The following is a 14,571-nucleotide window of genomic DNA, read 5'->3' as shown; positions in this document are numbered from 1 at the left end:
ACCGGGCGCGGGCGGGGTGTGACGTTCGCCGCTCCCGGCCCCGGGGGTGGGCAGGTTGGTTACCCGCAAGTAGCATGGGTACTGAGCGCGCGCTCAGCGCATCGCGGCAGTGCCGATCCCGCACCCTGGAGGAGAGCCAATCGTGCCTCGTACCGTCAGGGACGTCGTCTTCGTCGACGGCGTCCGCACCCCGTTCGGCAAGGCGGGCCCGAAGGGCATCTACCACGAGACCCGGGCCGACGACCTCGTTGTGAAGGCGATCCGGGAGCTGCTGCGCCGGAACCCCGGACTCGACCCCGCGAAGATCGACGAGGTCGCCATCGCCGCGACCACGCAGATCGGTGACCAGGGTCTGACCCTGGGGCGGACCGCGGGCATTCTCGCCGGGCTGCCCCAGTCGGTGCCCGGCTACTCGATCGACCGCATGTGTGCGGGCGCGCTGACCGCCGTCACGACCACCGCGGGCTCCATCGCCTTCGGTGCCTACGACGCCGTCATCGCCGGTGGTGTCGAGCACATGGGCCGCCACCCCATGGGCGAGGGCGTGGACCCGAACCCGCGGTTCGTGAGCGAGAAGCTGGTCGACGACTCCGCGCTGTTCATGGGCATGACCGCGGAGAACCTGCACGACCGCTACCCGCACATCACCAAGCAGCGCGCCGACGAGTACGCGGTGCGTTCGCAGGAGAAGGCCGCGAAGGCGTACGCCAACGGCAAGATCCAGCAGGACCTGGTGCCGATCTCGGTGCGCAACACCAACGAGCAGGTGGGCGAGGTGGGTTGGGGTCTGGTGACCGCCGACGAGCCGATGCGCCCGGGGACGACCCTCGAGAACCTGGCCGGTCTGAAGACGCCGTTCCGTGTGCACGGGCGGGTCACCGCCGGCAACGCGGCCGGGCTGAACGACGGCGCCACCGCTTCGATCATCGCCAGCGAGGACTTCGCGCGCGAGCACAACCTGCCGGTGAAGATGCGTCTCGTGTCGTACGCCTTCGCGGGCGTCGAGCCGGAGGTCATGGGCTACGGCCCGATCCCGGCGACCGAGAAGGCGCTCGCCAAGGCGGGTCTCGGTATCGAGGACATCAACCTCTTCGAGGTCAACGAGGCTTTCGCCGTCCAGGTGCTGGCCTTCCTCGACCACTACGGCATCGCGGACGACGACGAGCGCGTCAACCAGTACGGCGGCGCGATCGCCTTCGGTCACCCGCTGGCCTCGTCGGGCGTACGCCTGATGACGCAGCTGGCCCGTCAGTTCGAGGAGCAGCCGAACGTCCGCTACGGCCTGACGACGATGTGCGTCGGCTTCGGCATGGGCGCCACGGTCATCTGGGAGAACCCGCACTTCGAGGGGGACAAGTGAGCACCACCACCGAGCTTCTGAAGGGTGCGGCCGAGCTGTTCCCGGACGAGGTCGTGACGTCCGCGCACGTCCGCCACCTCGAACTGCCGTACGGCGCCGGGCGGTTCGCGCTCATCACGCTGGACAACGGCTTCGACCACACCAAGCCGACCACCTTCGGCCCGGCCTCGCTGGCGAACCTGAACACCGCCATCGACCAGGTCGAGAAGGAGGCGGCGGCCGGCGAGATCGTCGGTGTCGGCATCACCGGCAAGCCGTTCGTCTTCGCCGTCGGCGCGGACCTCAAGGGCGTCGAGCTCCTCAAGAACCACGACGACGCGCTCGCCATCGGCAAGGGCGGCCACGAGGTCTTCAAGCGCCTCGCGGACATCGCGGTCCCGACCTTCACGTACTACAACGGCGCGGCCATGGGCGGCGGTGTCGAGGTCGGTCTGCACTGCGAGTACCGCACGGTGTCGAAGCACATCGCGGCGTTCTCGCTGCCCGAGGTCTTCCTCGGCCTGGTCCCCGGCTGGGGCGGCTGCACGCTGCTGCCGAACCTGATCGGCGCGGAGAAGGCCGTCTCGGTGATCATCGAGAACAGCCTGAACCAGAACAAGCAGCTCAAGGGCCAGCAGGTCTTCGACCTCGGGATCGCCGACGCGCTCTTCGAGGGCGCCGACTTCCTGGAGCAGTCCCTGATCTGGACGGCGAGCGTCCTCAAGGGCGACATCAAGGTCGAGCGTCCGGCGATCGACCGCGGCGAGGCCTGGGACCAGGCCGTCGCCAAGGGCCGTTTCGTCGCCGACTCCAAGGTGCACGGCGCGGCCCCGGCCGCCTACCGCGCCCTCGACATCATCGGGGCCGCGAAGAACGGCGACCTCCAACAGGGCTACGACGCCGAGGACTTGGCGCTCGCCGACCTGATCATGGGTGGCGAACTCCGCGCCGGTATCTACGCGTTCAACCTCGTGCAGAAGCGCGGCAAGCGTCCTGCGGGTGCGCCCGACAAGTCGCTGGCGCGTCCGGTCACCAAGGTGGGTGTGGTCGGCGCCGGTCTGATGGCCTCGCAGCTCGCCCTGCTCTTCCTGCGCCGTCTCGAAGTACCGGTCGTCCTCACGGACATCGACCAGGAGCGCGTCGACAAGGGTGTGGGCTATGTCCACGCCGAGATCGAGAAGCTGCTCGGCAAGGGCCGTATCAACCAGGACAAGGCCAACCGCCTCACGGCCCTGGTGACCGGTGTGCTGGACAAGGCCGAGGGCTTCTCCGACGCCGACTTCATCATCGAGGCCGTCTTCGAGGAGATCGGCGTCAAGCAGCAGGTGTTCGCGGAGGTCGAGGCGGTCGCCCCGGCGCACGCGATCCTCGCCACCAACACCTCCTCGCTGTCGGTGAGCGAGATGGCATCGAAGCTCAAGAACCCCGAGCGGGTCGTGGGCTTCCACTTCTTCAACCCCGTGGCGATTCTTCCCCTGTTGGAGATCGTGCGCGGTGAGCAGACGGACGACGCCTCGCTCGCGACCGCGTTCGCGGTGGCCAAGAAGCTGAAGAAGACAGCGGTGTTGGTGAAGGACGCCCCGGCGTTCGTCGTCAACCGCATCCTCACCCGCTTCATGGGCGAGATCCAGAACGTCATCGACGAGGGCACCCCGGTCGCCGTCGCCGAGAAGGCCGTGGAACCGCTCGGGCTGCCCATGTCCCCGCTGGTTCTGCTGGAGTTGGTCGGTCCGGCCATCGGGCTGCACGTCTCGGAGACCCTCAACCGGGCCTTCCCCGACCGTTTCACGGTCTCCCCGAACCTCGCGGCCGTCGTCAAGGCGGGCAAGCGCGGCTTCTACGTCTACGACAGCGGGAAGCCCGAACTCGACCCCGAGGTCGCGGCGTTGCTCCAGCAGGGCGACTCCGTGCTGACCGAGGCGCAGGTGCGGGACCGGGTGCTGGACGCGGTCGCGCAGGAGATCGGCCTGATGCTCGACGAGGGTGTCGTGGCCGAGGCGCAGGACATCGACCTGTGCCTGATCACGGGCGCCGGCTGGCCCTTCCACCTGGGCGGCATCACGCCGTACCTGGACCGGGTGGGTGTGTCGGAGCGGGTCAACGGCAAGCCGTTCCTGGCGCCGGGTGTGGCCAGCGTTCCGGCGTAACCACCGCCGTACGGACGTGACTTGGGGAGGGCCTCCGCTTTCGGGCGGGGGCCCTCTTCTCATGCGTCGAACGTGCTTCGGGCGGTCACGGCGCCACGTCGGCGGCGGAGCGCTGGTGCCAGAAGTTGAGGCGGTAGGCGTCGTGCACGGCCGGGTCGTCGTACTTCAGCAGGGCCTCGTCGTTGCCCTGGAGCGCGCGCACGGTGTACGTGTGGCTGCCGGTCCAGACGATCTTCTGGTCGGCCTGTCCCTTGTAAGTGCCTTCCACCAGAAGGTACTTGCTGTGGGTGTAGAAGCCGTCGGTGTTCTCGTCCATCCGGTGCAGCGCGATGCCGCCGTACGCGGTCGGGGCCGCCAGCTGCGCGGCCACGGCGCCCGAGCCCGCCTCGTCCAGCCAGTGGTACACGACGTCGACGTAGCAGCCCGCGTTGTCCAGCTCCCAGAGCTTCTTGGCGACCGCGAGCCGGCTGATCTGGTGCATGGCGATCCGGATGACCGTGCGGCCGTCGGAGGTGCCGTAGCCGGTGGAGTTGCCGTGGCAGACGGCGTTGGTGCCGACCGGGTCGTCCACGGTGCTGAGGATGTTGACGATCGGGTCGGCGCTCGCGCGCGGGAAGAGATACAGCTTGGCGACGCCGGCCTGGGTCTCCACCGGGTAGTCCGCGACCTGTGCGGTCTCACCGCTCCCGGCGGCCCGCAGGTCCTCGAAGTAGTCGGCGTAGGCCTGGTGGAGGGCGCTGTTGCCGACGACGACCATGGCGTCGTTCCACGCGAGGGTCAGATCGTCGCCGGTGAGGTTCGAGGAGGTCTGCAGGACCACGTCCCGGACCGGGGTGGCGCCGCTCGCCGAGGTGCCGGTGGTCTCGCTGAACAGGAAGAACTTGTTGTGGTTGACGGTGGTGTACGCGTCGTCGGGGTTCGGGTCGCGGGACAGGCAGGCGGAGTCCTGGGGGCAGGTGAGGACCCAGGAGTCGGCGGTGGTGTCGGTGCCGAGGGCGTTCTTCAGCGAGGTGTACGCGGTGCTGTTGCTGTCCGAGTCGGCGATCACCTGGACGGAGACGCCGCGTGCGGCCGCCTTGACGAGTTCGTCGGCGATCCACTGCGACCACATCAGGTAGATCGACACCCTGATCCGGGACCCGGCGGTCGCCCCCTGCGCCAGCCGGCCGATCTTCGTGAGGATCTCCTTCTGGGCGGTGGCGTCGCCCGAGGGGTCGTTGAAGACGGGGCCGGTGGTGACGAGTGGTGTGTCGTCGGCGTGGGCGGTGCTCGGCAGGGTGGCGATCGCCGCGGTTGTGGCGACCGTGGCGATCCAGGTGCGTATCCTCAAGGATCCTTCTCCTATGGGTAGTTGACGGTTGATCTCCCCCGGGTCGCCGTCATTTCGGCAGGATCGCGATTCCGTCGGCGACCCGGCGTTCGGTCACGGGTCCGTTGTCGGTGCTTCGGGGGCTGTTGCGGAGTTCTCCGTCCACGACGACCGTGGTGGAGCCGCCGCCGTCGAGGTTGAGCGCGTCGACCGCGCCGAGGGACAGCAGCAGTCGCCCCGCCTCGGTGGGTGTCGCACCGGCGCTGACGCCCTTCGCCCGGCCGTCGATCGCGACCAGGAGCAGGGTGCCGTCCGCCGTGACACCGGCGGCGGTGCGGGGTTCGCGGCCGGTGCCGAGCCGGGCCACGTCCTGGTCGAGGGCGCCGTCGCGCACCAGCCACGCGCTGCCGCCGAGCGCGGTGTCCACCGTCCCCCGGGCCGGCGCACCGGTGAGCCGCGTCGACACGGCGATGTGCTCGCCCTTCCTCGCGTGCGCCCGCAGCCAGGTGGCGCCGCCGCCGATTCCGTAGAGCGAACTCCCGCCCCTGGGCAGCGGTCCGCCCGCCGGGGTGCGGGTGCCGAGGACGGTTCCGTCGGCGGCGAGCAGAACCTCCGTACTGCCGAAGGGTTCTGACGGAGCATCAGCGCCCCACTCCTCGGTGAAGGAGACGATCTCGTCGGGAACGCGGCCCGCGACCCGGTCGACGCCGTCGAGTTCGCGGTGCGCCCCGTCGGCCGCACGCACTGTGCCGGTGGTGGAGGTGTCGGCCACGCGCGCGGTGAGCCGTCCGGCGTCCTCGCCGAGCAGGAGCGCGGGGCGGCCGGGCAGTGCCTCGCTCAGCACGCGGCCGTTCTCGACGTACAGGCCGAGCGGGTCGCCCTCGTAACCGGCGTAGTCGCGTCCGGTGGAGATGTCGTAGTAGGTGCCGTTGACGGCGGCGATCGCCCCGGCGGAGGCGGCCATCGAGCGGACCGTCTCGGAGCCGGCCAGGTCGGAGCCGTGCAGGCCCGTCACCCGTACCCGGGCGTCGGGCGCGATGTCGAGGACGTACAGCCGCACCGGCTCACCGTCCCCGAGCCGCTCGGTGAGTTCCCGGTACCGCACGCCGGTGGGGAGCCCGGAGGGAGTCGGGGACGCGGCGGGGCCGGACGACACCGAAGGGGGTGCCGTCGCCGTGCAGCCCATGAGGGTCAGGGCGAGCAGGGCGGCGGCGAGAGTGCCCGTGCGACCGCTACCCATATGTCGGCAGCGCGCCCGGCGATACCCCGAAGTCGCCTATGTGGACGGTGACTTCGGACCACACCCGGTGTCCGAGCTCGTCCTCGAAGGCCAGCTCGAAGCGGTCGTAGCCCAGGTGGTCGTGGTCCGCCTGATAGGTCACGCTGCCGTCGGACCTGCACGTGAGCATCCCGTGCTGTGCCAGGCCCACGCCCATGAAGCGCAGGCCGGGGACCGGGCTGTGGCCGGCGGGCAGTACCGCCCGGCCGCCGGGGCGCAGGGTCATGCTCTGGCCCGGGAGCCAGTGCCGCCGTACGCGGAAGCCCGCGTCCGAGACGGCCGTGGAGGGAATGAGTTTGTCGCCCTGGGCGGGCATCAGGCCGACGATGATGCGGGGCAGCAGCACCGCGCCCTCGGCCGCGTTGTCGCCCACGCGGATGCGGCAGGTGACGGTGCGGGGTTCGGCGTCGCTCGCGTAGGTGGCGTAGCGGCCGTTGGTGAGGTGGCTGGTGCCCTGGTGGTTGACCATGGTGGCGACGCCGCCGAGGAAGTCGTCGAGGAGATAGCCGTAGGTGCGGTAGGCGCCGCCGGTGGGGGTGACGACCAGGGTGAGGGCGAACTCCTGCCCGGGGGCGACCGGTTGGGCCGGGTCGGCGTCGGCGAAGAGTTCGAGGGTGCCGCCGATCTGCGGGGCCTGCGGATGGGTCACCCAGGCGCGGGCGAGCGGGTACCAGTCGCTCATCGCAGGGCCCCGCTCTCCACCAGTGCGCCGCGGTCGCGCTGCGCGGGGACGGCACCGACGCGCTCCTTGGTGAGCCGCTCGAAGACGTCGTCGTCGAGGAACTCGACAGCTGTCTCAGGGATGTTGGCGTCGAGGTTGCGGAAGTACTCCGGGGTGAGCAGGGACTGCGCGCGCAGTTCGCCGGCCACGAACCGGGCGCATTCCAGGGCTCCTTGGCCGCGCAGATGGGTGTTGTCGGCAATGCCGTCGGGGTAGTTGGGGTGTTCGGCGGGGTCCAGGTAGAGGAAGAGGTCCTTGGTGCCCTGCGGGCCGGCCTGCCGCCACCAGCCGACGCTCCACTCGTTGAGGTCGAGCAGCGGTACGGACATGCCCGCCGCCAACTCCCGCATGGCGCCCGGGTAGAGGCCGAGGGGGCGGCGCATGTTGCCGTGGTCGTCGAAGACCCGGCGCTCGTGGCTGGTGACGAACACGGGGTGCGCGCCGCGCTCACGGGCGCCGTGCGCGTACTGGCGCAGGAACCGCTGGAAGTCACCGAAGGGTTCGGTGAAACGGCCGTCGCCCGGCTTCATGTCGATCAGGCCGAAGGAGATCAGGAGGAGGTCGCCGGGGGCGATGTTCTCCAGGATCCAGGCGAGCCGCCCGCGTTCCAGGAAACTGCGCGAACTGGAGCCCGCGCGGGCCGCGTTGACGACCTCGGCGGCGCGGACGAACAGGTGGAGCACCTGGCCCCAGCCGACCATCGGTGCCATGCTCAGCGGCCGGCTGGTCACGCTGGAGTCGCCGGCGAGGAAGATCCTCGGGTGCCGCATGTCATCCCCTTCCGTGCTGGTGGTCCTCGGGGCGCCCCATGACCAGGGGCGCGGACGGGCGGCCCGGGTCGCCGACGACGGAGACGTCCATGGCGTCGATCACGTCGAAGGCGCGCTCGCAGTTGTGGGTGTCGCGCAGCACGAAGAACTCCTCGGCGCGCGCCGTGTACTTGGGCTCCATCCGGAAGCCCCGTTCGATGGAGCCGACGATCTCGTCGACGGCCTGCTCGACGGTGGCGCAGGTGGGGCCGAAGCCGTCGCGGGCCAGGTCGAAGTAGCCGCGCTTGTAGTGCTTGCTGTAGAAGGCCTCGTCGTCGAAGTTGGTGTAGACGATGGGCTTGCCCATGTAGGCGACGTCGAAGAAGACCGACGAGTAGTCGGTGACGAGCATCGAGCACTCGCGCATCGCCAGCTGTACGTCCCGGCCGGTGGTGGAGACCGTGATGGACGGGTGGTCGACGCGGAAGTGCTTGAGGTAGGGCCGGATCTCGTAGTGCGGCATGAACTCCAGCTCCACGTCGTGGTGTTGGAGCGTCTTGAGCAGCCGCTCGTCGCGCAGCAGCGCGGAGAAGAAGCGGTAGTACTCGGAGGCCGCGAAGGGGATCTCCGGCTTGGCGGCCTTGTTGTAGGAGGGGGCCACGATGTCCCGGCGCCAGGTGGGCATGACCAGCACACGGCGCACTCCCTCGACGGGTTCCAGCGCGTCGAAGCGGGGCAGCCCGGTGGCGGCGACGCGGTCGTAGCCGTAGCCGCAGTGCTCGGCGTAGTAGGCGCGTTCGCTGCGGCCCGTGGTGAGGACCAGGTCGACGTTGGTGACCTGGGCGTGGATGGAGGGGGCGACGTCGTTGTAGACCACGCCGTGCTGGAGGAAGACCCGCTTGTAGCGCAGCAGATCGCCGTAGCCGGTGAGGAAGGCGCGCTTGGACAGGCCGGGGAAGCCCAAGTAGGCCTCCAGGTCATAGGCGTTGATGAGCCGCTTGGCGTGCAGCAGGTAGACGCGGTACTTCCAGGAGAGCCGGTCGATGACGCGGCCGCGGGGCCCCAGTTTGGCGCGGTCGGGGGCGTTGCCGTTGATGGCGTAGTAGACCTTGCGCCTCGGCTCGTGCTGCCGGATCCACTTGAAGAGGTGGTACGAGTTGTCCTGCGCGGTGTCCTCGCGCTCGCCGATGATCCAGATGTCCTTGCCGCGCAGCCAGGGGTGCCAGATCCAGTACAGGAGGCGGGTGCGCCAGCCGGGGCGGCCGGGCAGGGCGGCCCTGAACTCCCGGCGGAAACGCACGAGTCTGTGCCGGACGCGGCTGCCGAGGCCGGCGACGCGGCGCAGGGTGATCTTCTCGTCGGAGTCGATGGCGAGGGTCACGGTGGCGCGGCCGGCCCGGTGGGTGCCCTTGAAGCGGTGCAGCATCTGGCGGGCGTCGACGGCGGTGTCGAGGTGCCGGTCGCCGTCGTGGACGCGCAGGGTGAGGCTGAGGTCCTTGTTGTTCAGGGCGGCGAAGTCCTCGGGCCGGGCGGTCGCGCGCCAGCCGGAGAACCAGTCCTGTTCGTTGCGGGTGCGCCAGCGGTCGCGCCGGTAGACCTGCTCGACGGCGAGCGCGCGCTCGGTACGGCCGTCGCTCAGGACGAGTTCGACGCGGTTGGCGAAGCGGTGGGAGATGTCGACGCCGGTCAGCACGAGCAGGCCCTCGAAGGTGATCCGGTACGGGTCGACCTGGCAGGTCTCCAGCACCGCCTTCTGCCGGTCGGTGCGCAGCAGCGCGGTCTCCACCCGGTCGCCGGCCAGCCTGCGGTACAGGCCCTGGTCGTCGATGTTCAGGTAGGGCTGGTACTCGGGCCTGCCGTGCGGCTCGCAGAACAGGTCGAGGTTGCCGGTGCGCACGGCGTGGTGCTGCAGCCGGGACTGCGCGGCCACGGCGTACTGCAGGATCAGGTCGTCGGGTATCTCGGCGTAGACCTCGTACAACGCCGGGAAGATCGCGGCGAGTTCGGCCCGGCTCATGATCCGGTGCAGATTGCGCAGATACGGCTGGAAGGTGCGCACCACGAACCGCTGCGCGAGGCGCCGGGTGCGGGCGTCGAGCGGGGCGGTGCGCTTGAGGAGGTGCTTGCAGAGCCGGATCAGCTCCTGCGCCTTGACCGCGTCGTTCCACGGCACGTCGAACAGCGAGTCGCTACGGCCCTGGTCGCGCTCGTAGCAGGTGGCACCCGGCGCGGTGGTGACCCGGGTGGCGTGCAGCAGGGCGGGTACGGCGAGCCAGGCGTCCTCGTAGCCGGGTCCGGCGCCGGCCCGCAGCCGCTGGTCGCGTACCAGTGAGGTCTTCAGGAGCTTCGCGCCGAGACCGGTGGAGAAGACCAGGTAGGGGGCGTCGTCCAGTTTCGTGACCGTGTCGGCCTTCTTGCCGAAGTACCGCTTCCACGGCTCGTCGTCGCCCCGGCGCGGCCCGGGGAAGTTGTCGGGGTCGCCCACCACGACGTCGGCCTCGGCCTTGCGGGCGGTGCTCAGCAGCCGGCTGACGCTGTCCTCGCCGAGGATGTCGCGGGCGCGGGTGAACAGGACGTAGGGCGCGGCGACATGGCGCAGGCCGTTGTCGAAGGCGGCGCGCATGCCCATGGAGACCTGGGTCACGACCCGGGTGTTGGGGTAGTGCGCGGCGAAGTTGGCGAGGTGTCCCGGGGTGCTGTCGGTCGAGCCGTCGTCGACCAGGACCACCTGGGTGTGCTCGAAGTCGCGCTGGGCGGCGAGCGAGCTGAGGAACTCGTACAGGTTGTACTCGTCGTTGTGGCAGTGCACGACGACCGCGGCGCCGGGGCGTTCCGGCGGGGCGAACGGCTCGGGCAGCCGCCGGTCCGCCCACCACAGCCACGGGGTGCCGCGCGGATCGGCCTTGACCCGCTGCTCGCTGGTCTCGGGCCGCAGCGCGAGGTTGCCGCTGACGGTCTCGTAGATCTCGTACGTCGTCCCGCCGTCGGTGTAGCGCTCCTGCTCGACGTCGAGGCCGCGGATGCACACGGTGGTGGTCGCGCGCTGTCCGGCGTGCCGGATCTGGACGAAGAGGTTCCAGACGGCGGACCGGTCGGCCTTGCCGAGGGTCTCGGCCAGGTCGACGGTGGTGTGGTAGCGGATGTACTCGTCGTCGACCTCGACACCGGTGACCTTGAAGGTGTGGTCGGTCTTGGGGCTGCGGCGGCGCAGTACGGCGGTGAGCTCGACCTTGTCCTTGGGGCGGACCCGGCCGAACTGGTTGCGGATGTATCCGGTGACGTGGAGTTCGTCGTCGCGGATCTCCACCCGGGTCGCCTGGTTGTGCAGCCGGGCGTCGCCCAGCGTGGTGCCGGTCAGGTCGAGGTCGGTGACGTCGAGGAAGCGCTCGGCGTGCGGGCGGCCGAGCAGGGAGCCCGACCAGTGGACCTTGCCGTCCCGCTCGACCAGGTCGGAGCTGAGCACGCTGCGCCGCTGGGTGTAGTCGGCGACGGACAGCGCCACGTCGACCCGCCCGTGCATCAGCCCGAAGGCGCGCACCCGCTCCAGCGGGCCGCACAGGTCGTAGGTCTCCGGCGGGAGCGAACGCAGATAGGGGGCGACGGCCTGGACGAAGCCGTCGCGGAACGCGTCGTCGCCCGCGCGCAGTTCGGGGGTGTACAGGCGCAGGTCGTGGGAGAGGAACTTGGCCGCCTTGTGCGCGACGAGCTCCCGGGCGCCGTGCCGGTCGAGGAACTCGTCGGCCCACCGGTGCACCCGGACCCGGTCGCGGATGCTGCGCAGTTCGCCGCGCCGGTTGGTGATGGAGGGGGTGTCCGTCTCGCGCTCCCACATCCAGCGGTAGACGGGCGCCGCGAGCAGCGTGACGGTACGCGCGCACAGGCCGGCGACGGTGGAGAAGTAGGTGTCCTCGAAGTAGACGCCCTCGGGGAAGCGGATGCCGTTGTGGTGCAGGAAGTCGACGCGGTACAGCTTGGCGGCGGCGATCGGGTCGTCGAACAGCTCGGGCATCGCGGCGAGTCCGCCGCTCACCGTGCGGTCGGTGCCGTAGAGCTGCGGCTGCCAGACGGTGGTCTCGTCCTTGGCGAGGTTGACGCGCAGCGCCCGGCCGGCGGTGATCTCGGCGCCGGTGGCCAGCGCGGAGGCGAGCAGCGTCTCGCACGCCTTGTGCGGGAGTTCGTCATCGGCGTCGAGGAACGTCAGGTACTGGCCGGAGGCGCACTCGATGCCGTTGTTGCGGGGCGCGCCGACACCGCCGCTGTTCTGCCCGCGGGCCACGATCCGCACCCGGGGGTCGCGCTGGGCGTACCCCTGGGCGACGGCGAGGGTCCCGTCGGTGGAGGCGTCGTCCACGACGACGACCTCGACGTTGCGGTGGGTCTGGTTCAACGCGGAGCGCAGCGCGCGGTCGAGGGTGGCGCTCGCGTTGTAGGCCGCCACGACGACGGTGACGGTGTACAGGGACGGGTCCGCGTACGAGATCGTGTCGACGTGGGCGTCGCGGGCGGGGGCCAGGGGGCCGCTGCCGTACGACGTCTCCGTGTACGGCGTCTCCGTGAACGACGTCTCCGTGTACGGCGGGTTCGGCATGGTCATCGGCCGCGACCCTCGTGCTCGGCCTCCGCCCCTGCGTCCGCCCAGGTGGGCTTGGAGAAGGGACGGATCCGGATCGGCTGGGTCAGCACGTCCGGCGATTCACCGCGAGGGGTCGGGATGCCCGGGAGGTCACGGGCCTCCTCGGGGTCGAGCTGGTGGAACTGCGGCTGGGGATAGGGCTGGAAGAAAGGATTCTCCTCCGGCCCCGGCGCCCGGTAGCGCTCGTCTTCGAGGAGGGCGTCCTCCACGGCCCGGCGGTGCCGGTGGCGGCCCTTGTGCAGCTGGGGGGCGATGGTGCCGGCGGTGGTGGGCGTGGGGTCGAGCTCCTCCATGACGCGGGTGAAGTCACGGGTGGAGAGCCAGAACTTGTACATGATCACGAGCTCGAACAGCATCAGCAGGGCCGCCGAGACGACGGTCGTCCACAGGATCCGGCCGATCAGCGGGCCGACGATGAAGACGAACATCTGGAACTCGATGCCGCTGATCAGGTGCGGGCGGACCCGGGTGTGCAGCATCGCCCGGCGGACCCGGATGTACCAGGGGAAGCGGTCGCGGAACTGCTCGTGCAGGTCGATCACGTTGGCCGCGCCGGACTCCTCGCGGAGGGCTTCGGCGGAGCGGCTGGGGTTGTCGCGGAGCAGGTCTTCCATGAAGACGACCTGGGGGGCGGGGGGTTCGGGGTGCTCCGGGTGGGCGGGGTCCTGGGCGGTGGGGGGTGCGGGGTGGGGGTGGTTGGTGTGCTCTGGGTGGGTACGGCTGGGGTCTGACGGGTGGGTGCGGCCGAGGTCTGTCCGGTCGGCGCGGCCGGGATCCGCCGGGTAGGTCCGGCCGAGGTCCGTCCGGTCGGCGCGGCCGGGATCCGTCGGGTAGGTCCGGCCGGGGTCTGTCGGATAGGTCCGGCCGTCGCCCGTCGGATGGGTCCGCCCGTCGCCCGTCGGATGGGTTCGGCCGGTCTGGCGGGTGCCGTCGGCATGGGCTCGGGCGTCCTCCTGGCGGGTGCGCTCGGCCTCCTCCTGGGCCTCGCGCTCGACGCGGTCGGCCTCGGCGCGGCTCTTCGTGACCTTCTCGATCTTGGTCCGCATCGACATGCGCATCTTGTAGATCTGCAGCGCGTCGACGTACCTCAGCATGTCGAGGAAGACCACGGCCAGGGCGGCGAGCAGGAAGCGCTCGTCGTCCGTGCGCAGGAACTGGCCGCCCATCAGGGCGAGGGCGCAGAACAGGACGCGGATGCGGTCGAAGACGTAGTCGAGCCAGCCGCCGAAGACGGTGCCGTTGCCCTTGAGGCGGGCCAGCTTTCCGTCGATGCAGTCGAGGATGAAGCTCAGGTGGTAGAGCAGGGCGCCGATGAGCAGGGAGCGGCGGTCACCCTCCAGGAAGAAGCCCGCGGACGCCAGTCCGATGAAGAGCGCGGCCCAGGTGACCCGGTTCGGGGTGATGAACCGGAAGCGGGCGAACACCAGCAGCATGCGAGTGGCGACGGGGTCCACGAGGAAGACCGTCCACCAGGCGTCGCGCTTCTTGCAGGTCAGTTTTTGGACAGCCCTGAGCGAAAGCCTGGCCATAACCCCTCAGTTGGACGTGAGACAGGACAAAGTGCCCCACGGCCGCCATGGTGCGCCCCCGGGCGCTCACAGGTGGACCCGAGGTTTCACAGGTCGATCACATGAGCGACCTGAACTTTAACAACGCATCACCATCCCGTCGACGCGCGTTGACCTGCTGTTGGGCGCGACTTACATCACAAGTTTCCTGTGCAACCATTTGTGATCTTTACTTTTCACAACGTCGACAAGCTCCGGTGAATGACAGGACACAGTGAACGTCGGCTGGGCGTTCACAGGTTGGAATCAAGCCATCCACTTTCGCGGGGCGGCAATCGGAGGGGGCGGGTCCGCCCGCTCGGGCGTCGGCTCGGTCCGCCGCGTGACGGGCGTCATGTGCTGAAAGCGAGCGCCGGGGCGATCCTCTCGGTGGCTCAGGAAGAGTTCGCTGCCCGGTGCCCGGGCCGGCACGGTGAGGTGGCCGGTGCAGTGACCGTGGCCGCGGGCTGACTTCCCCGGACGGCAATCGGAGCGAACGGGTCCGCCCTTCTTCCGCCCGGCCGTTCCTCACGGTGGGCCAGGACGAGTTCCCCGCCCGGTGACCACACCGCCGCGGTGAGCCGGGCGGTGCGGGTGACCATGGGTGCGGACGGACGTTCCCGCGGACGGCAATCGGAGCGAACGGGTCCGCCTGCTCGGTCAACTCGCCCAGTCTGCCCACGCCGTCAGCGCGCTCGGTCGGCCCGCTCGGTCAGCACACTCCGCCAGCCCGCTCCGTCAGCACACTCCGCCAGCCCGCTCCGTCACCACACTCCGCCAGCCCGCTCCGTCACCACACTCCGCCAGCCCGCTCCGTCACCACACTCCGCCAGCCCGCTCCGTCACC

The 14,571-nt window shown here is 70.1% G+C and carries 8 protein-coding genes; 2 read left to right on the top strand and 6 right to left on the bottom strand.

The window, feature by feature from the left end; genetic code table 11:
• Positions 1–142: 142 nt before the first annotated feature.
• Positions 143–1,360 carry a thiolase family protein gene (locus R2B38_RS32415; RefSeq protein WP_033285033.1) on the top strand — a complete coding sequence of 406 codons (1,218 nt, stop codon included), beginning with the start codon at positions 143–145 and terminating at the stop codon, positions 1,358–1,360.
• Entirely contained in the window at positions 1,357–3,486 is a 2,130-nt protein-coding gene (locus R2B38_RS32410) for a 3-hydroxyacyl-CoA dehydrogenase NAD-binding domain-containing protein (RefSeq protein ID WP_318019373.1), read from the top strand. Before R2B38_RS32415 ends, R2B38_RS32410 begins: the two co-directional genes overlap by 4 nt.
• Positions 3,487–3,571: 85 nt before the next feature.
• Here R2B38_RS32410 and R2B38_RS32405 read toward each other — a convergent pair whose 3' ends face one another.
• Genes R2B38_RS32405 through R2B38_RS51375 form a run of 6 tightly spaced genes read right to left on the bottom strand, consistent with a single transcriptional unit; the run spans position 3,572 to position 13,706 of the window.
• Positions 3,572–4,816, bottom strand: coding sequence for a phospholipase D-like domain-containing protein (locus R2B38_RS32405; RefSeq protein ID WP_318019372.1), 1,245 nt, complete (start codon positions 4,814–4,816; stop codon positions 3,572–3,574).
• Positions 4,817–4,865: 49 nt separating this feature from the next.
• Positions 4,866–6,035 (bottom strand): phosphodiester glycosidase family protein, encoded by a 1,170-nt coding sequence (locus R2B38_RS32400; protein ID WP_318019371.1) that lies wholly within the window; start codon positions 6,033–6,035, stop codon positions 4,866–4,868.
• Entirely contained in the window at positions 6,028–6,756 is a 729-nt protein-coding gene (locus tag R2B38_RS32395) for a hypothetical protein (protein ID WP_318019370.1), read from the bottom strand. Before R2B38_RS32395 ends, R2B38_RS32400 begins: the two co-directional genes overlap by 8 nt.
• Positions 6,753–7,565 carry a rhamnogalacturonan acetylesterase gene (locus tag R2B38_RS32390; RefSeq protein ID WP_318019369.1) on the bottom strand — a complete coding sequence of 271 codons (813 nt, stop codon included), beginning with the start codon at positions 7,563–7,565 and terminating at the stop codon, positions 6,753–6,755. Before R2B38_RS32390 ends, R2B38_RS32395 begins: the two co-directional genes overlap by 4 nt.
• 1 nt (position 7,566) lies before the next feature.
• Complete coding sequence (locus R2B38_RS32385) at positions 7,567–12,138, bottom strand: glycosyltransferase (RefSeq protein WP_318019368.1); 4,572 nt, start codon at positions 12,136–12,138, stop codon at positions 7,567–7,569.
• The gene (locus tag R2B38_RS51375; RefSeq protein ID WP_411978515.1) at positions 12,135–13,706 is read right to left on the bottom strand and encodes a CDP-alcohol phosphatidyltransferase family protein; all 1,572 of its coding nucleotides are present in this window, start codon (positions 13,704–13,706) and stop codon (positions 12,135–12,137) included. Before R2B38_RS51375 ends, R2B38_RS32385 begins: the two co-directional genes overlap by 4 nt.
• Positions 13,707–14,571 lie beyond the last annotated feature (865 nt).

Origin of the sequence: Streptomyces sp. N50, assembly GCF_033335955.1 — a bacterium.
In the GTDB taxonomy this organism is placed as follows: Bacteria; Actinomycetota; Actinomycetes; order Streptomycetales; family Streptomycetaceae; genus Streptomyces.
This window is presented reverse-complemented; position numbering and strand designations above follow the sequence as displayed.

Coding starts and splice junctions, on each gene's coding strand:
- R2B38_RS32400 (WP_318019371.1), bottom strand. CDS start 6,035: ATGGGTAGCGGTCGCACGGGCACTCTCGCCGCCGCCCTGCTCGCCCTG.
- R2B38_RS32395 (WP_318019370.1), bottom strand. CDS start 6,756: ATGAGCGACTGGTACCCGCTCGCCCGCGCCTGGGTGACCCATCCGCAG.
- R2B38_RS32390 (WP_318019369.1), bottom strand. CDS start 7,565: ATGCGGCACCCGAGGATCTTCCTCGCCGGCGACTCCAGCGTGACCAGC.
- R2B38_RS32385 (WP_318019368.1), bottom strand. CDS start 12,138: ATGACCATGCCGAACCCGCCGTACACGGAGACGTCGTTCACGGAGACG.
- R2B38_RS51375 (WP_411978515.1), bottom strand. CDS start 13,706: ATGGCCAGGCTTTCGCTCAGGGCTGTCCAAAAACTGACCTGCAAGAAG.